Origin of the sequence: Streptomyces sp. NBC_00569 (assembly GCF_036345255.1) — a bacterium.
GTDB lineage: Bacteria > Actinomycetota > Actinomycetes > Streptomycetales > Streptomycetaceae > Streptomyces.
Genome location: NZ_CP107783.1, coordinates 3707822 through 3726961, shown reverse-complemented (window position 1 = coordinate 3726961; position 19140 = coordinate 3707822). Strand labels below are relative to the sequence as shown.

Below are 19140 nucleotides of genomic sequence, written 5' to 3'. Positions count from 1 at the left end.
ACGCGATGACCGACCCGACCACCGCCGCCACCGACACCCCCGCCACGGCCGACGCCCCTCGCACGGACGAACTGGTGCGGGTCATCTCGGCCGTCACCGACGCCCCCGCGGGAACCCTCACCGGCGCCTCCCGGTTCGACGAGCTCGACAACTGGAGCAGCCTCGCCGCCCTGCGCCTGCTCACCGCCGTCGAGGACGCGTTCGGGGTCCGGCTGAACCTGCGCGCCTACCTCGCCACCGAGACCGTGGACGGCCTCGCCCGGATGATCGCGACCGGCCCCACGGGAGGCCGGTCATGACCGCAGAACTGCTCAGGGAGGAACCCGCCATGGCGCCCGAGACCGCACCGCGGACATTGTCCGGCACGGCGGCTCACCGATTCCTCGGCATCGCCGCCCGCAGCGGCGCGTGCCCCGCGCTCCGCCAGGGCGATGCGACGTACACCTACGAGGAGTTGGCCCGGTCGGCGGGCGGCGTGGCCCGCTGGCTGCGGGAACAGGGCGTCGGGCGGGGCGACGTCGTGGCCACGCTCATGGACCGCTCGCCCCGCTGCATGGCCGCCGTCCTCGGCGCATGGGCCGTCGGCGCCGCCTACGTCCACCTGGAGGCCACCGACCCGGACCCGCGCGTCGCCACGCTCCTCGCGACGACCGGAGCCCGCGCCGTCGTCACCGACGAACGCAACGCGCCACGCGTGCGGGACCCGCACGGGCGCCCCTCCCGCACCGTTCCCGACGCGGCGCAGGGCGCCCCGTACGAGATCGGCCCGGACCTGGACCCCGCCGACGTCGCCTACCTGGTGTGCACCTCGGGCTCGACGGGCACGCCGAAGGCGGTCGTCGTCCAGCACAGCGCCCTCCTGAACTACTGCGACGCGTTCTGGGAGCGGATCACCCCCGACGCCCTCGACAGCTTCGGCCTCGCCACGACGTTCGCCGCCGACCTCGGCAAGGTGTCGGTGTACGGGGCGCTCCTGTCCGGCGCCCGCCTCGACGTGTACCCGCGCGACACCACGCTCGACCCGGCCGCGCTCGCCGCCGACCTCAAGGCGCACCCCGCGGACTGCCTCACCTACACGCCGTCGCAACTGGAGGCCCTCGGTGCCGAGGGGGACCTCGCGGCGCTGCTGCCCGAGCGGGTGCTCGTGGTCGCGGGGGAGGCGTTCCCGCCCCGGCTCGCGGAAGCGGTCCTGCGCGTACGGCCCGACCTGGAGGTCCACAACGGCTACGGGCCCTCGGAGGCCACCATCCTCGCCACCACGCACCGCGTGGACCTCACCGACGGCGGGCGGGCCCGCGTCCCCGTGGGCACCCCGCTCGCCGGGGTCCGCGCCCGGGTGCTCGGCGCGGACGGCCGCGCCGTGCCCGACGGCACCCCGGGGATCCTGTACCTCGGCGGTGCCTGCGCGGCCGCCGGCTACCTGGGCGAGCCCGAGCTCACCGCGGCCAAGTTCGTGGCGCCGGACGGACCGCAGGGAGGAGTCTTCTACTGCACCGACGACCTCGTCGTCAGGGAGCCCGGCGGTGTCCTCGACTACCTGGGGCGCGCCGACCGGCAGCTCAAGGTCAGGGGCAACCGCGTCGAGCCCGGCGAGGTGGAGAGCGCGCTGCTCGCGCTGCCCGGCGTCCGGCAGGCCGTCGTGACGGGTGAACGGCCCGCCCCCGAAGCCCCGTTGGAGCTCGTCGCGTACCTAGTGGGCGAGGCGGACCCGAGGGAGCTGACCCGGGAGCTGCGCGCCACCCTGTCCGCCGCGCTCGTCCCCAGCCGGCTCCACGTGGTGCCCGCCATCCCCGTGAACCTCAACGGCAAGGCCGACTTCACCGCGCTGCGGGCCGCCGTGGAAGCCGCCGCCCGCACCTCCACGGACGGCGCGCCCGCCGAGCCGCCGCGGCCCGGCACCGAGCAGCTGATCGCGGACATCTGGGCGCAGGCGCTGGGCCGTGACGCGCTCGGCCGTAACGAGCGGTTCCTGGAGATCGGCGGCGACTCCTTCAAGGCGCTGACCGTCTTCGCGCGCCTGCGCAAGCACCACCCGAAGCTCGTGATCGCGCAGCTGTACGCGCACGCGACGATCGCGGCGCTCGCCGCGGAACTCGACGGCACCGGCGCGACGGACACGGCGCCCGCACCGGCCGTCGTCGAGCTGTGACCACCACCGCCACCACCCCAGGAAGGGTGACCGCCCCATGACCCATGCCGTCGTGGTCGACGAGGAGGGATCCCACTCCCTCCGGCCGACGCACCGCACCCCGGGCGAGGCGACATGAAGCGCCGTCGGCTCACCCCGCTCCTCTGGCAGTTCGGGGAGGACTCGCCGTCCCCGGCGCGGACGTTCGTCCTCGCCCCCTTCGGCGGCGGCAGCGCCTACGCCCTCGCGGAATGGCTGCCCGGGCTCCTGGCTGACGGCGAGAGCGCGCTCGCCCTCCAGTACCCCGGCCGCGGCCCCAGGGCCGGCGAACCGCCGGCCGAACTCCTCACGGAACTCGCCGCCCAGGCCGCCCGCGAGATCGACGCCCACACGGAGGGGCCCCTCGTGCTGGTCGGCCACAGCCTGGGCGCCGTGCTCTCGTACGAGATCGCCCACCGCCTGGAGACCGCGGGCCGCGACCTCGAACTCCTCGCCGTCTCGGCGGCCAGGCCCCCGGACCTCCAGCGCCTCGACCCGGCCGCCGTGCTCGCGATGACCCGGGACGACTGGCTGACGGAGCTGGCCACCGGCGGCAACGCCGACATCGGGGAGGGCGCGCTCGCCGACATCGTCGACCTGATGATCCCGGTCCTGCGCGCCGACTACCTCCTGCTGGCCCGCTACGCTCCCGGCCCCCGCAGGCCGGTGGCGTGCCCGCTGCTCGCCACGGGGGGAGCGGACGACCCGTGGGTCGCCCGCGCCTACCTGGACGCCTGGCAGGCGTGGACGACCGGCGCGTTCACCGGCCGGCTGCTGCCCGGCGGCCACTTCTACTACCGGGACCGCACCGACGACTTCTGCCGGACGGTCAGGGACTGCCTGCGCCCTGCCGCCGACCGGGTACCGGCGGCCGGCCCGCGCCACGGACAGGAGGCATGATGCGCAAGACCCTCATCGTGGTGTACGCGGACGGCGCGGCCCACCCCGGCGACATCGCCGTCGGCCTCGCCGACTGGGCCCGCTGCGTCTTCGTCACGGCCCCCGACGACCACACCCGGGCCATGGAGCCCCTGCTCGCCGGGTTCGGGCCCGTCGTGACGGCCGGGTCCCCGGCCCAGGCCGCCGCGAAGGTGCGGGCGTACGAGCCCGAGGGCATCGTCACGTACAGCGAGCGGGCACTGGCGTACACGGGCGAGCTGGCCGAGGCGCTCGGGCTGCCGTTCCACGGCCGGCGCACCGTCGGCCTGCTGACCGACAAGTGGCAGCAGCGGGACGCGCTGCGGGCCGCCGGGGTCGACGCGGTGCGGTGCCGCCGCATCGACAGCGTCGAGGACTGGGCGGACGCGGTCGCCGAGACGGGCCTGCCCGCCGTCCTCAAACCCGCGCACGGCGGCGGCAGCCGCAACACGTTCTTCGTGGAGGACGCCGGGGAGGGCCTGGCGCTCGCCCGTACCCTCCTCGCCGAGGACCGGCCCGGACTCGTCGCCGGCGGCACTCTGGTCCTCGAGGAGTACCTGCCGGGCCGGGACACCGGAGCGTTCGGCGACTACGTGTCGGTCGAGAGCGTCGTACGCGACGGCACGGTCCTCGACATCGCCGTGACCGGCAAGTTCCCCATGGTGCCGCCCTTCCGGGAGACCGGCCGCTTCTGGCCCTCGCCCCTGGAACCGGCGGAGGAGCACCTGGCGCGGGACCTGGCGCGGCGCTCCGTCGAGGCGCTCGGGATCCGAGAGGGCCTCACCCACACCGAGATCAAACTGACCCCCGACGGGCCCCGGCTCATCGAGGTCAACGGCCGGCTGGGGGGCGGCATCAACGAGCTGTCCGTCCGCTCCCAGGGCCTCGACCTCATCGAACTCGCCGGCCGCACCGCCCTCGGCGAGCACCCGCAGCTGCCGGCCCTCTACACCGGCCGCGCCTGCTTCCAGCTCTTCCACCCCGCACCCCGCCGCCCCGGCACGCTCCTCGGCATCGACGGCAGCGACGAGGTCAAGCGGATTCCGGGCGTCACCCTGCACCGCCCCTACGCCAGGCCCGGCACCCGCTTCCCCGGCGGGGTGCAGACCCTGGAACTCGACATCGTGATGGGGGAGGCCCGCGACCTGGCCGAACTCGCGGTGCTCGCCAAGGACATCGAGTCGACGCTGCGCTACCGCTTCGCCTTCGAAGGCGACGACGACACCCCGGACACCCGCCCCACGACGACCGAGGTCACCGGCGCGGAACTGGGCGCCCTGTGACCACGCCCCAGCACAGCGAATGGAGAAACCCGTGAACGACAGCACGACGACCGTGGCGCCCGAGGTCCTGCTCGCGGACATCTGGAAGGAGATCCTCGGCGTCGGCGAGGTCGGTCCCGACGACGACTTCTTCTCCCTCGGCGGGGACTCGCTGCTGGCCCTGAAGGTCATCGGCGCCGCCCAGGAGCAGGGCCTGTCCCTCTCCCTCCTCGACCTGTTCAAGAACCCGACGCCGCGCGGCGCGTGCCGGTCCCTGACCCGGGCCACGGACCGCCCGGCACACGGTGCCCTCGACCAGCTCTCCGTCCTGGACCGGGCCCGGGTGCCCGCCGACGCCGAGGACGCCTACCCGGCGGCCAGGCTCCAGCTCGGCCTGATCTACGAGAGCCTGGTCAGTGACGGCGCCTTCTACCTCGACGTCATCTCCCGCACGGTCCTGCGCCCCCTCGACCCGGTGGCCCTGCGCGCGGCCCTCGACCTGCTGTCCGCCCGGCACCCCCTCCTGCGCACCCGCTTCGACCTGGGCACCTTCAGCGAGCCGATGCAGCTCGTGCAGAAGGAGGCGCCGATCCCGCTGGTCGTCGCGGACCACGGGCACCTGACCGGGGCGGCGGCCACGGAGGCGTACGAGCGGGTGATGACGGAGCTCGCCGAGCCCTACGACGCGGAGAGCGCCCCGCTGCTGCGCGTCCACGCCGCCGCCAAGGCACCCGGCTCGTTCCGGCTCTCCTACTCCTTCCACCACGCGATCCTGGACGGCTGGAGCGAGTCGGTCTTCTTCAACGAGCTGGTCGTCGCCTACGCGGCCCTTCTCGACGGCACCCGGCCCGAGTTCGCCGACCCCGTCCCGTACGCGGAATTCGTGCGCCTGGAGCGTGAGGCGGTGCGCGACGAGCAGTCCGTACGGCACTTCCGTGACCTCCAGGCGGAGTTGCCGCCGCAGCGGGAGGCGTCCTCGGCGGAGCCCGAGCACCGCAAGGCGAGCGCCGACGTGCCCGCCGAGGACGCCCGGCGTCTCGGTGAGATGTCCGCGCGCTGGGGGCTGCCGGTCAAGAGCCTGCTGCTCGCCGCCAACTGCGTGGCGGTGGGCGCCGCCTGGGAGACCGAGACCCCGGCCGTCGGCCTTCTCCTCAACGGGCGGCCGGAGCGCACGGGTGCGGACGTCACCCTCGGTCTGTTCCTCAACCAGCTGCCCATGCGCCTCGACCTGCGGGACGCCGACTGGCGCACCGCGGCCCGCCGTGCCCTCGACGCGGAGAACGCCCTGCTGCCGCACCGCCGCTTCCCGCACTCGGAGCTGCGCCGGCTGCTCGGCCGTAACCCGTTCGAAGTGACCTTCAACTATGTCCACTTCCACCCGCGCGACGAGCTCCTCGCCGCCGGCCTCCTGGCCGCCGACGAGGACATGCGCGACCACACGAGCCTGCCGGTGCGGATCGAGGCCCTCGACGACCCCGAGGGCGGCGGACTGAGCGTGCACGTCACCGCGGACGTGCACCGCTTCGGCGAGGAGCTGCCGGGCCGGCTCGTCGAGGGCCTGCTCGCCGCGATCCACGCCCTGGTCACCGACGAGGAGGCGGCCGCGCGACTGCCCTGGTCATGACCTGGGACGACGGGCCCGTCCGGGATGTTCTGCCCGCCTTCGTCGCGGTGGCGGGCGCCTTCGGGGAGGCGGCGGGCGCGGTCCTGTTTCCCGAGGAGCGCGCGTATGTCGCGGGCGTGGCCGCGTCGCGGCGCCGGGAGTTCGGCGAGGTGCGCCACTGCGCCCGGCGCGCCCTCGGCGCGCTCGGGATCCGCCCGCTGCCGCTGGTGCCGGGCGCGGACCGGGCGCCGCGCTGGCCGGGCGGGGTGGTGGGGAGCATGACCCACTGCCACGGCTACCGCGCGGCCGCAGTCGCCTCCCGTACGCGCCTGCTCTCCCTCGGGATCGACGCGGAACCGCACGAGCCGCTGCCGGCGGGCGTCCTCGATCTGGTCGCCGACCCGGTCGAGCGCGCGGCGCTGGCCCGTCTCGCGCGCACGCGTCCACGGGTCCACTGGGACACCCTCCTCTTCTCCGCCAAGGAGAGTGTGTTCAAGGCGTGGTTCCCCCTCATGGGCACCTGGCTCGACTTCACCGACGCCCGGCTCCGCCTCCGGCCCCGGGACGCGGCCTTCGACGTCCGCGTCCGGGTGCCCGCTCCGCCCGCATCGCAGCTTCCGGGACAAAGCGCCATTACCCCCTGTTTCACGGGCAGTTGGCGCATCACGCGGGGCATTGTCGCCACATCGGTCACGGTGTCACATTCCGGACCCACTGCCGAGGGGAGTCACGGGAGCGAATTGTCCGCTCAGCCGGTTCCCACGTCCGCATACTGCACTCCTGCCGCCTCATCACGGTTGCGCAACCTTTCACGGTGAGGGCTGGCGGCTGGTCACAGGCGCATTGAAGACTCCCTGCAGACACGGGGTTTCGACTCTGTGTACGAGCTGAACGGTCACCTACGAGGCCATGTCCCCGGGCTGTCCAGCCAGTGAAACAGGATCAAGCCGCTACCGCGGCGGGCGTGGGCCGGCCACCGTCGGCCGAGAGGGGTCAACCACACCGTGACCGCACCGATCGAGACCACTGGGGCCCAGGCCGAGGTGCAGCCCGAGGCTGTGCTCGCCGGCACCAAGGGGCAGCAGATCGAGGGGCGCTCCCTCGGGCGTATCGCCTGGAACCGCTTCAAGAGGGACAAGGTCGCCGTCGCCGGCGGCGTCGTCGTAATCCTGCTGATCCTCATCGCCGCCCTGGCACGCCCCCTCCAGCATCTCTTCGGCCTCGACCCGAACACGTTCCACCAGGACCTGATCGACCCCACCAGCTCGCTCCCCAAGGGCGGACTCGGCGGTATGAGCGGCGACCATCCTCTCGGTGTGGAACCGAAGTTCGGCCGTGACATCTTCGCGCGCATCCTCGAAGGGTCCTGGGTCTCCCTCGTCGTCGCCTTCGGCGCGACCGTCCTGTCGAACGTGATCGGGGCGATCCTCGGCGTCGTCGCCGGGTACTACGGCGGCCGGGTCGACTCGATCATCAGCCGCATGATGGACACCTTCCTGGCGTTCCCGCTGCTGCTGTTCGCGATCTCGATCTCCGCGACCCTCCAGGGGGGAGCGTTCGGTCTGAACGGGCTGCCGCTGCACATCTGCGTGCTGATCTTCGTGATCGGCTTCTTCAACTGGCCCTATCTGGGACGCATCGTGCGCGGTCAGACCCTGGCGCTGCGCGAGCGGGAGTTCGTGGACGCGGCCCGCGGGATGGGCGCCCGAGGCCCGTACATCCTGTTCCGGGAACTGATGCCCAACCTGGTCGCGCCGATCATCGTCTACTCGACCCTGCTGATCCCGACGAACATCATCTTCGAGGCGTCGCTCAGCTTCCTGGGCGTGGGCATCCAGCCGCCGCAGGCCTCCTGGGGCGGCATGCTCAACCAGGCCGTCGACTACTTCCAGGTCGATCCGCAGTACATGATCGTTCCGGGCCTCGCCATCTTCGTCACCGTGCTCGCGTTCAACCTGCTCGGTGACGGTCTCCGCGACGCTCTCGACCCGCGCAGTCGCTGAGTCCGGCCGCGCAGAGAGCTCCACAAGTTTCCGACAATGGAGGGGATTCCGACCATCATGCGAAGGTCATCACTTGCCGCTGTTGCGGCCATCGGCAGCGTGAGCATGTTGCTCGCCGGCTGCAGCAAGGCCGACGACGGCTCGGACGGCAGCAACAAGTCGGCCGGTGCGAACGCCGCCACGAAGGATGTCGTCAACGCCTCGACGAAGAAGGGCGGCACGGTCACCTACGCGATGTCGGACGTCCCCGACTCGTTCGACCCGGGTAACACGTACTACGCCTACATGTACAACTTCAGCCGGCTCTACGCGCGCCCGCTGATGACCTTCAAGCCGGACGCCGGCGAGAAGGGCAACACGCTCGTGCCCGACCTGGCCTCCGCGCCCGGCGAGCAGAGCGACGGCGGCAAGACCTGGACGTACACGATCCGCAAGGGTCTCAAGTACCAGGACGGATCGCCGATCACGTCCAAGGACGTCAAGTACGCCGTCGAGCGCTCGAACTTCGCGCGTGACGTACTCTCGCTCGGCCCGAACTACTTCCAGCAGTTCCTCAAGGGCGGCGACAAGTACAAGGGTCCGTACAAGGACAAGAGCGCCGAGGGCCTCAAGTCCATCGAGACGCCGGACGACACCACCATCGTCTTCCACCTGAACCAGGCCTTCCAGGAGTTCGACTACCTGGTCGCCACCCCGCAGACCGCGCCGGTGCCGAAGGCCAAGGACGACGGCATCGACTACGTCAAGCACATCGTCTCCTCGGGCTCGTACCAGTTCCAGAGCTACCAGGAGGGCAAGCAGGCCGTCCTGGTCCGCAACAAGAACTTCGACCCGAAGTCCGACCCGCTGCGCAAGCAGTACCCGAACAAGATCGTCGTCAACCTGAAGGTCAACCAGCAGACGATCGACAAGGACCTGCAGTCCGGCGACACCCTGATCGACATGCAGGGCAAGGGCGTCGACACCCAGACGCAGGCGCAGCTGGTCAACGACAAGTCGAAGATGGGGAACACGGACAACGCCTACGGCGGCCGTCTCGTCTACGCGGCGATCAACACCAAGCTGAAGCCGTTCACGAACGTCGACTGCCGCAAGGCCGTCGAGTACGCGATCGACAAGGTCTCGGTGCAGACCGCTCAGGGCGGACCCATCCGCGGTGACGTCGCCACCACGGTCCTGCCCCCGGACATCACGGGCTACGCCAAGGAAGACGTCTACGCCACCAGCGGCAACAAGGGTGACGTGGCCAAGGCCAAGGACGCCCTGAAGGCCTGCGGCGAGAAGACGATCAACACCACGATCACGGCGCGCAGCGACCGTGACGAGGAAGTCTCCGGTGCCCAGGCGCTCATCGAGTCGCTGAAGAAGGTCGGCATCAACGCCAGCCTGAAGCAGTACCCGTCGGGCAAGTACTTCACCGACTACGCCGGTGTCCCGAAGTTCAACCAGAAGAACAAGGTCGGCATCATGATGATGCAGTGGGGCGCCGACTGGCCGTCGGGCTACGGCTTCCTGCAGCAGATCCTGAACAGCAAGGCGGTCGGCGAGTCCGGCAACACCGCCCTGTCGGAGCTCGACGACAAGAAGGTCGACTCGATGCTCGCCGAGGCCATCGGGGCGCCCGACGAGGCCACGCGCAACAAGCTGTACGCGCAGATCGACAAGCAGGCCATGGATGACGCGGCGCTCGTCCCGCTGACCTACTTCAAGGTCCTGCTGTACCGCTCGCCGTACGCCACCAACCTGGTGTCCACGGCCGCCTTCAGCGGGCAGTACGACTACCTCAACATCGGCACCACGAAGAAGTAGCAGCCCCGGAAGGCAGGTGAAGGCATTGGTGCCCGCGGGCCGCACGGTCCGCGGGCACCAGCGCCGGTCCCCGTGATCTCGTACATCATCCGCCGGCTGATCGCGGCAGTGATCCTGCTGCTGGTCGTCACCGCGGTCACGTTTTGCATCTTTTTCCTGCTGCCGAGAATCGCCGGCCAGTCCGCCGATCAGCTCGCGCAGCAGTACATCGGCAAGAGTCCCTCGGCCGCGGACATCGCGGCGGTCAAGCACAACCTCGGCCTGGACGAGCCCGTATACATCCAGTACTGGCACTTCATCAAGGGGATCTTCGCGGGGTCCACCTACGACCTCGGCCCCACCACGGTCCACTGCAACGCTCCGTGCTTCGGCTACTCCTTCAAGAACCACGTCGCGGTGTGGCCCGAGCTGACCGACCGGCTGCCCATCACCCTGTCCCTGGCCGCGGGTGCCGCCGTCATCTGGCTGGTGTCCGGCGTCACGGTGGGGGTGATCTCGGCACTCAAGCCAGGATCGTTCTTCGACCGTGCGTTCATGGGCGTCGCCCTGGCCGGTGTCTCGCTGCCCATCTTCTTCACGGGCCAGCTGGCGCTGCTCGTCTTCACCTACCAGATTCCGATCTTCGGGCGAACATACGTACCGCTGACGGAAAATCCGGCGCAATGGGCCAACACCCTCTTCCCGGCCTGGTGTTCACTCGCTCTGCTGTACTCCGCCATCTACGCGCGGCTGACCCGCTCGGGCATGCTGGAGACGATGAACGAGGACTTCATCCGCACCGCGCGCGCCAAGGGCCTGCGCGAGCGCACGGTGGTGGGCCGCCACGGCCTGCGCGCCGCACTCACCCCGATCGTCACCGTGTTCGGCATGGACGTCGGTCTGCTGCTCGGCGGCGCCGTGATCACCGAGAACGTGTTCTCGCTGCACGGCATCGGTGAGTACGCGGTACAGGGCATCACCGACAACGACCTGCCCAAGGTGCTCGGCGTGACGCTGCTCGCCGCGTTCTTCGTCGTCTTCTGCAATCTCCTGGTGGACCTTCTCTACGCCGCCGCCGACCCGCGGGTGAGGCTCTCGTGACCGAACTGTCCAAAACCGGTGCCGCCGTGGGCGAGCCGGTGGCCGCGGGCCCGGCCAAGCCCCCGACCGCCTTCCTCGAAGTGCGCGACCTCAAGGTGCACTTCCCGACCGACGACGGCCTGGTCAAGTCCGTCGACGGGCTCAGCTTCAAGCTGGAGAAGGGCCAGACCCTCTCCATCGTGGGCGAGTCCGGGTCCGGCAAGTCCGTGACCTCGCTGGCGATCATGGGCCTGCACCGGCTCGGCGCGCGCGGCAAGAACGTGAAGATGTCCGGCGAGGTCTGGCTCGACGGCAAGGAGCTGGTCGCGGCCGCCCCGGACGACGTGCGCCGGCTCCGCGGCCGCGAGATGGCGATGATCTTCCAGGATCCGCTGTCCGCGATGCACCCGTACTACACGGTCGGCAACCAGATCGTGGAGGCGTACCGCGTCCACAACGACGTGAGCAAGAAGGTCGCGCGCAAGCGGGCCGTCGAACTGCTCGACCGGGTGGGCATCCCCGAGCCGGCCAAGCGCGTCGACAGCTACCCGCACGAGTTCTCCGGCGGTATGCGCCAGCGCGCGATGATCGCGATGTCGCTGGCGAACAACCCGCAGCTGCTGATCGCGGACGAGCCGACCACCGCCCTCGACGTCACCGTCCAGGCGCAGATCCTCGACCTGATCAGGGATCTGCAGAAGGAGTTCGAGTCCGCGGTCGTCCTCATCACCCACGACCTGGGTGTCGTCGCCGAGATCGCCGACCAGGTCCTGGTCATGTACGGCGGTCGCTGCGTGGAGCGCGGTCCCGTCGACAAGATCTTCGCCGAGCCGCAGCACCCGTACACCTGGGGTCTGCTCGGATCGATGCCGCGCATCGACCGTGAGCAGACCGAGCGGCTCATCCCCGTCAAGGGTCAGCCGCCGTCCCTCATCAACGTCCCCTCGGGCTGCGCCTTCCACCCGCGCTGCCCGTACGCGGACCTGCCCAAGGGCGGCATCACCCGCACCCAGCGGCCCGAGCTGCACGAGGTCGGCAGCGACCACTTCTCCGCCTGCCACCTCTCACCGGAGGACCGTACGCGGATCTGGACCGAAGAGATTGCGCCGAAGCTGTGAGTGAGCCCGTGAGCGAGACGAAGAAGGAAACCGCAGGGGGCATTGCGGCGGGCACCGCGGCGGTTACGGTCCCCGCGCAGGCGGCGTCCCCCGAGGACCGGGAGGTGCTGCTCAAGGTCGAGGGCCTGGTCAAGCACTTCCCGATCAAGAAGGGGATCCTCCAGCGGCAGGTCGCCGCGGTGAAGGCCGTCGACGGGATCGACTTCGAGGTCCGCAAGGGCGAGACCCTGGGCGTCGTCGGTGAGTCCGGCTGCGGCAAGTCGACCATGGGCCGGGTCATCACGAAGCTGATCGAACCCACCAGTGGCAAGATCGAGTTCGAGGGCCAGGACATCACCGGCCTCGGCACGCGGGGCATGCGCCCGCTGCGCCGGGACATCCAGATGATCTTCCAGGACCCGTACGGCTCCCTGAACCCCCGGCACACCATCGGCTCGATCGTCTCGGCGCCGTTCCGGCTCCAGGGTGTGGAGCCCGAGGGCGGGGTGAAGAAGGAGGTCCAGCGCCTCCTGGAGCTGGTGGGCCTCAGCCCCGAGCACTTCAACCGCTACCCGCACGAGTTCTCCGGCGGCCAGCGCCAGCGCATCGGCATCGCCCGCGCGCTCGCGCTCAAGCCGAAGCTGGTCGTGGCGGACGAGCCGGTCTCCGCGCTCGACGTGTCGATCCAGGCGCAGGTCGTCAACCTCATGGACGACCTGCAGTCCGAGCTCGGTCTGACGTACGTGATCATCGCGCACGACCTCTCCGTCGTCCGCCATGTCTCGGACCGCATCGCGGTGATGTACCTCGGCAAGGTCGTCGAACTCGCCGACCGCACCTCGCTGTACGAGGCGCCGATGCACCCGTACACCAAGGCCCTGATGTCGGCCGTGCCGGTGCCGGACCCCAAGCGCCGGGGCGCCAAGAGCGAGCGGATCCTGCTCAAGGGCGACGTGCCCTCGCCGATCTCGCCGCCGAGCGGCTGCCGCTTCCACACCCGGTGCTGGAAGGCGACGGAGATCTGCAAGACGGCCGAACCGCCGCTGCTCCAGCTCGCCCCCGGACGCCAGGTGGCCTGCCACCACCCGGAGAACGCCGAGGACCAGGCGCCGGGTGACACCAAGCTGCTCGCGGTCGCCAAGGAGGCGATCGAGGTGCTGACGCTGTCGCGGACGGACACGGACGACGCTCCTGACGAGCCGGTCGCGGAGTCGGCCGAGGCGCCGGCCAAGGAGTCGGCCGAGGCGCCGGCCAAGGAGTCGGCCGAGGCGCCGGCCAAGGAGTCGGCCGAGGAGTCTGCCGCGACTCCCGAGGCGGCAGCCGACGCCGGTGACGACAGTGACGTACAGCCGTCGGACGATGCGGATGACGCGGACGGGACGGATGACGTACAGGAGTCGTCCGGCAGTTAGCGGGGATTTGACCGAGCAGGTCATGTACACGCCCTGACGGGAGAGTGCAGAGTCTGCGTGTCCGTTACATCGGAACACGCGCGAAGGGACGACTCATGGCACTCTCCCGTTCGGCACGTCTGGCGGCGGTCGCGACAGCGGCCGCCTCGTTCTGTCTGGTCGCCGCGGCCCCGGCCCCCACCCCCGGCTCGGACGGCATCGGCGACCCGTACTTCCCGCAGCTCGGCAACGGCGGCTTCGACGCCACCCATTACGACCTGAACGTGGCGTACGACCCCGCGACCGACCGCCTCGACGGCGTCACCACCGTCACCGCGCGCGCCACCCAGAACCTCTCCTCCTTCGACCTGGACCTCCAGAAGCTGACCGTCACCTCCGTCGAAGTGAACGGCAGACGCGCCCACTTCACGCGCTCCGGCGACGAGATACGCGTCACCCCGCGCGACGCGATCCGCGACCACCGCACGTTCTCGGTCACGGTCACCTACGGTGGCGTCCCCGAGGCGCTCAACGGCCCCATCGTCTTCGGCTCCGACTACGGCTGGATGAAGACCGACGACGGCGTCTTCGTCGCCTGCGAGCCCAACGCCGCCTCCACCTGGTTCCCCTCCAGCGACCACCCCTCGGACAAGGCGACGTACGACATCCGCATCAAGGCGCCCAAGGGCCTCACCGGCGTCTCCAACGGCCGCCTCGTCGACACGTACGACGTCCGGGGCGGGCAGACCGTGCACCACTGGCGCGAGTCCCGGCCGATGGCGACCTACCTCGCGACCGCCTCGATAGGGAAGTTCGACGTCAAGACCGGCCGGACCCCCTCGGGCATTCCGATCTACGTCGCCATCGACCCGGTCCTGAAGAACAGCAACAACGTCGACGTGTACGGCGTCACGGCCGAGGTCACCGACTACTGGTCGAAGATGTTCGGCCCCTACCCGTTCGAGGAGACCGGCGCGGTCGTCGACGACATGCCGCAGGCCGGGTTCTCCCTGGAGACGCAGTCCAAGCCGAGCTACTCCGCCGTCCGCTCCGAGGGCACGATCGTGCACGAGCTGGCCCACCAGTGGTTCGGCGACTCCGTCTCGGTGCGGCAGTGGAAGGACATCTGGCTCAACGAGGGCTTCGCCAGCTACGGGCCCTGGCTGTGGAACGAGCACAAGGGCCGCTCCAGCGCCCATGACTCCTTCCTGGCCGCCTACAACTCCGTCCCCGCCTCCTCGTCCTTCTGGCAGAGCGTCATCGCCGACCCGCAGCGCGACACCATGTTCAACAGCGCCGTCTACAACCGCGGCGCGATGACACTCCAGGTCCTTCGCGAGCGGATCGGCGACAAGGACTTCTTCAAGCTGCTGCGTACCTGGACCGCCACACACCGCTACGGCAACGCGCAGACCGCCGACTTCATCCGCCTCGCCGAGAAGGTCTCCGGGCAGGACCTCGACGGGCTCTTCCAGACGTGGCTCTACACGAAGGGCAAGCCCGCGCTGTAGGCCACGCGCCACACCTGGCTCAGGGGGGCACCCGGCAGTGCGTAACAATGTCGGGTGCTTCTGGAACTCTTCACCCCCTCCGTCCAGCATTGGCTGGACCTCGTCGGGATCTTCGTCTTCGCGATCTCCGGCGCTCTCCTCGCGGTCCGCAAGAACTTCGATGTCTTCGGCATCGCCGTTCTCGCCGAGGTCACCGCGCTGGGCGGAGGGCTGTTCCGCGACGTGATCATCGGCGCCGTCCCGCCGGCGGCGTTCACCGACCTCGGGTACTTCCTGACCCCGCTGGTCGCCGCCGGCCTCGTGTTCTTCCTGCACCCCGAGGTGGAGCGCACCCAGGTCGCGGTGAACATCTTCGACGCGGCGGGCCTCGGCCTGTTCTGCGTCACCGGCACGGTCAAGGCGTACGACTACGGGCTCGGGCTCACGGCCTCCGCGGCGCTCGGCCTCACGACCGCCGTGGGCGGCGGTGTGCTGCGCGACATCATCGCCAACGAGGTCCCGTCCCTGGTCCGCTGGGACCGCGACCTGTACGCGGTGCCGGCGATCGTCGGCTCGACGATCATCGTTCTGTGCATCCGCTTCGACGTGCTGTCCGCGTTCAGCAGCGGCGCCGCGGTCATCACGGCGTTCGTACTGCGGCTGCTCGCGATGCGCTACCACTGGCGGGCGCCGCGGGCCTGGCACCGCAGGTCGTCGGCGGCGGAGGAGACGCCCTGACCGGGCTCCCGGCGCTCGGCCCGCGATAAAAGCTACCGCTTAGTAGTTTCCTGTTGTACCGTACCTGCATGGCACAGGTATCGTCCGCCGCGCAGGCGGTCATCGGCGACAGCGAATTCGACCGCGACACCGCGGTCACCCGGCGCGAGCCCGGCGTGTACGACATCGACCTCTCGGCCGGCTGGACGATCATCAGCGCCGTCAACGGTGGCTACCTGCTCGCCGTACTCGGCCGCGCCCTCGGTGACGCCCTGCCGCACAGCGACCCGTTCACCATCTCCGCGCACTACTTGACCGCGTCCCGGCCCGGCCCCGCCGTGATCAGGACCGACGTGATCCGCACCGGCCGCACCCTCTCCACCGGCCAGGCCTCCCTCTTCCAGTACGACGACGAGGGCGCCGAGGTCGAGCGGATCCGCGTCCTCGCCTCCTACGGCGACCTCGACGCGCTCCCGGACGACGTCCGCACCACCGCGAAGCCGCCGCACTTCCCGCCGGTCGAGCAGTGCTTCGGCGCGCAGGACGGCCCCACGCCGATCAAGGGCAGCTCCGCCATCACCGAGCGGCTCGCCCTCAAGCTCGATCCGGCGACGCTCGGCTGGGCGCTCGGTTCGCCCTCCGGCAAGGGCGAGATGCGGGCCTGGTTCGGCCTCGCGGACGGGCGCGACGCGGACCCGCTCTCCCTGCTCCTCGCCGTGGACGCGCTGCCCCCGACCGCGTTCGAGATGGGCCTGACCGGCTGGGTCCCGACGGTCGAACTGACCGTCCACGTGCGCTGCCGCCCCGCCCCCGGCCCCCTGCGCATCTCCATCACCACCCGCAACCTCGCGGGCGGCTTCCTGGAGGAGGACGCCGAGGTCTGGGACAGCCAGGACCGCCTCGTGGCCCAGTCCCGGCAGCTCGCGCGGGCGAAGCTGAGCTGACCGGGGCCCGGCCTCACGGTGTGCGCCGGGCGGGGCGTGAAGTGAGCCCGACGCCCTCGGACGACGCGCGTCGCGAGATCCTCTGACGTGTGAAATCCGACCGGCTGCTCTCGATCCTCCTGCTGCTCCAGACCCGTGGGCGGGTCGCCGCCCCCGAGCTCGCCGAGCGGCTCGAAGTGTCCGTGCGCACCATCTACCGCGACATCGAGGCGCTCTCCGCGAGTGGCGTCCCGGTGTACGCCGAGCGTGGCCGGCACGGAGGCATCGCCCTGCTGCCCGGCTACCGCACGGACGTCACCGGACTCACCGCCGACGAGTCGCGGGCCCTGTTCATCCTGGCCGCCCAGGGCGCCCACAGCGCGCTCGGTCTCGACTCCGCGTTCCGCTCGGCCCTGCGCAAGGTGATGGCCGCGCTGCCCGAACCGCACCGCCCCGCCGCCGAGCTGACCAGCCGCCGCATCCTCGTGGAGGCGTCCCGCTGGAGGGGCGGGCCCATGCCCGCCGTGGACCTGGGCGTGCTCCAGGAGGCGGTGCTCGCCGAGCGGCGGCTGCGCCTGCGCTACCGGCACAGCGGCACCGACACACCCCGCACCTACACCGTCGACCCGTACGGACTCGTCTCCAAGGCCGGGGTCTGGTACCTCGTCGCCGACCGGCGCGCCGCGCCCCACCTGTTCCGGGCGGACCGGGTGCGCGAGGCGACCCTCACGGACGCGCCCGTACGGCGGCGCCCTGGAGTCCAACTGGCCGACGCCTGGGCCGTGCTGAAGCGCCAGGTCGAGGACAGGCCGGGTGCCGTCGAGGCCACCGCGCGCGTGCGGCGCACCCACCTCGACCTGTTCCTGCGGCTGTGCGGCAACGCGCTGACGGCGCCGCCCGATGACGACGGCCACAGCGAGTGGATCATCGTGCGCCTCGGCTACGGGGAGGTGCGCGAGACGCGCTCGCTCCTGTCCTTCGCCGACAACGTCGAGGTCACCGGCCCGCCCGAGATCCGTGAGGAACTCGCCCGCTGCGCCGCCGCGATCACCGGCGTGTACGGTCCGCCCACAGGAACTCCGTGACGGCACCGGTCAGTTCGGCCGGCGCGTCCTCCTGCACGAGATGCCCCGCGCCCTCGATCAGCCGCAGCTCGGCGCCGGGGATCAGCTTGGCCAGCTCGTGCCCCCGCGCGACCGGGATCCAGGTGTCATCGGTGCCCCAGCAGATCAGCACGGGCAGGTCCAACTCCCCGTACCGGTCCTGGATCTCGTCGGTGAAGCGCTGGTCGTTCTGCTCGATCTGGCGGTAGAACGCGGGCTGTCCCTCGGCCGTGCACCAGGGTGCGACCAGTCGGTCGAGTGTCGCCGGGTGCAGGCCCCGGTGGCTCGCCGACCTGATGTACTCACGCACCAGTGCCTCGTGCAGGGCGGACGGGAGCTGGGTGAACACCTCGGCGTGCGCGCCGAGAAGGCGGTACGTGGGGGAGCCCCACGGGGCGAGCGCCACCGGGTCGACGAGCGCGAGCCGCTCGTAGCGCGCGCCGTGCAGCAGACGGGCGCGCAGGGCGACACAGCCGCCGAAGTCATGGGCGGCGACGGCGGGTTCCGCGCCGGGCCGGTCCAGGCCCCAGTGGGCGAGCAGCTCGGTCAGGACGCGGGCGTGGGCGGCCAGGGAGACGTCCTGCCCGTCGTGCTTGGCCGAGGCGCCGTACCCGGGCAGGTCCCACACGTACACGCGGTGCCGGGCGGCGAGCGCGCGGGCCGGGCCGCGCCAGACGTACGAGGAGAAGGGCGTGCCGTGGACGAGGACGACCGGCGGCGCGTCCGCAGGGCCGAGCGCGGCCCAGGCGACGTCACCGGACGAACTGGCGTAGGAGCGGTCGAGATTCCAGTCGGCGGTCATGCGTGTCAGGCTAGGGCTTGTCCCGGCCGGGGGCGTGGGGGGCGCGGGCGTCCGCGGCAGGTCGCCGGTGTGGGTCACCTGCAGGCCGGCTTCAGTCCAGCCAGTGCGCCCTGCCGAGGTTGACGAGGCGCAACTGCCGCGTGGCGACGTCGATCGCCGCGTCCATGCGCTCCGGCGGGGTCTCCAGGAAGACGGACGCGGTCATCACCATGTGCTCGACGTAGTGCAGGGCGAGCATCCGCAGGTCGTCGCGGCTCCAGCCGGCGGACACGGGGTCCGCGGCCAGTCCCTCGGCCACCTCCTCGGCGAACCGCGCGAGCTGCCCGCCGATGGCATCCCGCACCCGCTGGACGCCGCCGTGCCGCTCACGCGCGATGAAGCGCACGTGGGAGGGGTGGGTGCGGACCAGGCAGGCGATCAACTCGACTGTCCGGCCGAGGCGTTCCTCGTTGCTCCCCGTCGTGGTCAGCATCGTGGTGATCGTCTCGTGCAGGCTGCCGAGCGCCTCCTCGACGAGGGCGACGCCGAGCTCGGCCGTCGAGTCGAAGTGCCGGTAGAACGCGGTCGGCGCGACCCCGACGGCCCGGGTGACCTCGCGCAGCCCCAGGCTCGACAGGCTCTGGTGCTCGAGCAGCTCCAACGCCGCGTCGAGCAGGGCCTGTCGGGTCTTCTGCTTCTGGGCCTGCCGGACGCCGAGAGTGTGACTCATGCCATGCAGTTAACACTTGTTCTCTGTAATTCGGAAGCCGTGCGCGCGCTAGACTCGAGAGTCAGTGAACGGTTGTAATCCCAACTG

General features: G+C 70.9%; 17 protein-coding genes. 15 read left to right on the top strand and 2 right to left on the bottom strand.

Annotated features, from left to right (window positions below; genetic code table 11):
- Positions 1–5 precede the first annotated feature (5 nt).
- From OHO83_RS16615 to OHO83_RS16545, 15 genes are all read left to right on the top strand, one after another.
- The gene (locus OHO83_RS16615) at positions 6–299 is read left to right on the top strand and encodes an acyl carrier protein (RefSeq protein WP_266674391.1); all 294 of its coding nucleotides are present in this window, start codon (positions 6–8) and stop codon (positions 297–299) included.
- The gene (locus OHO83_RS16610; RefSeq protein ID WP_266674393.1) at positions 296–2149 is read left to right on the top strand and encodes a non-ribosomal peptide synthetase; all 1854 of its coding nucleotides are present in this window, start codon (positions 296–298) and stop codon (positions 2147–2149) included. The genes OHO83_RS16615 and OHO83_RS16610 overlap by 4 nt, the downstream gene beginning before the upstream one ends.
- Before the next feature lie 114 nt (positions 2150–2263).
- The gene (locus OHO83_RS16605) at positions 2264–3067 is read left to right on the top strand and encodes a thioesterase II family protein (protein ID WP_266674395.1); all 804 of its coding nucleotides are present in this window, start codon (positions 2264–2266) and stop codon (positions 3065–3067) included.
- Complete coding sequence (locus tag OHO83_RS16600) at positions 3064–4368, top strand: ATP-grasp domain-containing protein (RefSeq protein WP_266674397.1); 1305 nt, start codon at positions 3064–3066, stop codon at positions 4366–4368. Before OHO83_RS16605 ends, OHO83_RS16600 begins: the two co-directional genes overlap by 4 nt.
- A 31-nt stretch (positions 4369–4399) precedes the next feature.
- Complete coding sequence (locus OHO83_RS16595) at positions 4400–5971, top strand: condensation domain-containing protein (RefSeq protein WP_266674399.1); 1572 nt, start codon at positions 4400–4402, stop codon at positions 5969–5971.
- Positions 5968–6768, top strand: a complete 801-nt coding sequence (locus OHO83_RS16590) for a 4'-phosphopantetheinyl transferase family protein (RefSeq protein WP_266674401.1) — start codon at positions 5968–5970, stop codon at positions 6766–6768. The genes OHO83_RS16595 and OHO83_RS16590 overlap by 4 nt, the downstream gene beginning before the upstream one ends.
- 186 nt (positions 6769–6954) lie before the next feature.
- A complete protein-coding gene (locus OHO83_RS16585; protein ID WP_266674403.1) occupies positions 6955–7953 on the top strand; it encodes an ABC transporter permease in 999 nt (332 codons plus the stop codon).
- A gap of 57 nt (positions 7954–8010) precedes the next feature.
- Positions 8011–9762 carry an ABC transporter substrate-binding protein gene (locus OHO83_RS16580; protein WP_443066050.1) on the top strand — a complete coding sequence of 584 codons (1752 nt, stop codon included), beginning with the start codon at positions 8011–8013 and terminating at the stop codon, positions 9760–9762.
- A 72-nt stretch (positions 9763–9834) separates the two neighbouring features.
- The gene (locus tag OHO83_RS16575) at positions 9835–10842 is read left to right on the top strand and encodes an ABC transporter permease (RefSeq protein ID WP_266559838.1); all 1008 of its coding nucleotides are present in this window, start codon (positions 9835–9837) and stop codon (positions 10840–10842) included.
- Positions 10839–11939 carry an ABC transporter ATP-binding protein gene (locus tag OHO83_RS16570; protein ID WP_266674407.1) on the top strand — a complete coding sequence of 367 codons (1101 nt, stop codon included), beginning with the start codon at positions 10839–10841 and terminating at the stop codon, positions 11937–11939. The genes OHO83_RS16575 and OHO83_RS16570 overlap by 4 nt, the downstream gene beginning before the upstream one ends.
- A gap of 8 nt (positions 11940–11947) precedes the next feature.
- Positions 11948–13330, top strand: a complete 1383-nt coding sequence (locus tag OHO83_RS16565; protein ID WP_443066049.1) for a dipeptide ABC transporter ATP-binding protein — start codon at positions 11948–11950, stop codon at positions 13328–13330.
- A gap of 95 nt (positions 13331–13425) precedes the next feature.
- The gene (locus OHO83_RS16560; RefSeq protein ID WP_266674409.1) at positions 13426–14820 is read left to right on the top strand and encodes a M1 family metallopeptidase; all 1395 of its coding nucleotides are present in this window, start codon (positions 13426–13428) and stop codon (positions 14818–14820) included.
- A gap of 54 nt (positions 14821–14874) precedes the next feature.
- Positions 14875–15537 carry a trimeric intracellular cation channel family protein gene (locus tag OHO83_RS16555; protein ID WP_266674411.1) on the top strand — a complete coding sequence of 221 codons (663 nt, stop codon included), beginning with the start codon at positions 14875–14877 and terminating at the stop codon, positions 15535–15537.
- A gap of 68 nt (positions 15538–15605) precedes the next feature.
- Positions 15606–16460 carry a thioesterase family protein gene (locus OHO83_RS16550; protein ID WP_266674413.1) on the top strand — a complete coding sequence of 285 codons (855 nt, stop codon included), beginning with the start codon at positions 15606–15608 and terminating at the stop codon, positions 16458–16460.
- An 89-nt stretch (positions 16461–16549) separates the two neighbouring features.
- Complete coding sequence (locus OHO83_RS16545) at positions 16550–17524, top strand: helix-turn-helix transcriptional regulator (protein ID WP_266674415.1); 975 nt, start codon at positions 16550–16552, stop codon at positions 17522–17524.
- Here the strand turns inward: OHO83_RS16545 and OHO83_RS16540 are convergent.
- Together OHO83_RS16540 and OHO83_RS16535 are read right to left on the bottom strand one after the other, a co-directional pair.
- Positions 17487–18344 carry an alpha/beta fold hydrolase gene (locus OHO83_RS16540; protein WP_266674417.1) on the bottom strand — a complete coding sequence of 286 codons (858 nt, stop codon included), beginning with the start codon at positions 18342–18344 and terminating at the stop codon, positions 17487–17489. The two genes, OHO83_RS16545 and OHO83_RS16540, sit on opposite strands and share 38 nt — an antisense overlap.
- A 91-nt stretch (positions 18345–18435) precedes the next feature.
- Entirely contained in the window at positions 18436–19053 is a 618-nt protein-coding gene (locus OHO83_RS16535) for a TetR family transcriptional regulator (RefSeq protein WP_266674419.1), read from the bottom strand.
- Between the last annotated feature and the right edge of the window lie 87 nt (positions 19054–19140).

Excerpts from the sequence above, each read along its gene's own strand:
- OHO83_RS16540 (WP_266674417.1), bottom strand. The coding sequence starts at position 18,344 with ATGACCGCCGACTGGAATCTCGACCGCTCCTACGCCAGTTCGTCCGGT.
- OHO83_RS16580 (WP_443066050.1), top strand. The coding sequence starts at position 8,011 with ATGCGAAGGTCATCACTTGCCGCTGTTGCGGCCATCGGCAGCGTGAGC.
- OHO83_RS16535 (WP_266674419.1), bottom strand. The coding sequence starts at position 19,053 with ATGAGTCACACTCTCGGCGTCCGGCAGGCCCAGAAGCAGAAGACCCGA.
- OHO83_RS16610 (WP_266674393.1), top strand. The coding sequence starts at position 296 with ATGACCGCAGAACTGCTCAGGGAGGAACCCGCCATGGCGCCCGAGACC.
- OHO83_RS16590 (WP_266674401.1), top strand. The coding sequence starts at position 5,968 with ATGACCTGGGACGACGGGCCCGTCCGGGATGTTCTGCCCGCCTTCGTC.
- OHO83_RS16560 (WP_266674409.1), top strand. The coding sequence starts at position 13,426 with ATGGCACTCTCCCGTTCGGCACGTCTGGCGGCGGTCGCGACAGCGGCC.
- OHO83_RS16600 (WP_266674397.1), top strand. The coding sequence starts at position 3,064 with ATGATGCGCAAGACCCTCATCGTGGTGTACGCGGACGGCGCGGCCCAC.
- OHO83_RS16605 (WP_266674395.1), top strand. The coding sequence starts at position 2,264 with ATGAAGCGCCGTCGGCTCACCCCGCTCCTCTGGCAGTTCGGGGAGGAC.
- OHO83_RS16615 (WP_266674391.1), top strand. The coding sequence starts at position 6 with ATGACCGACCCGACCACCGCCGCCACCGACACCCCCGCCACGGCCGAC.
- OHO83_RS16550 (WP_266674413.1), top strand. The coding sequence starts at position 15,606 with ATGGCACAGGTATCGTCCGCCGCGCAGGCGGTCATCGGCGACAGCGAA.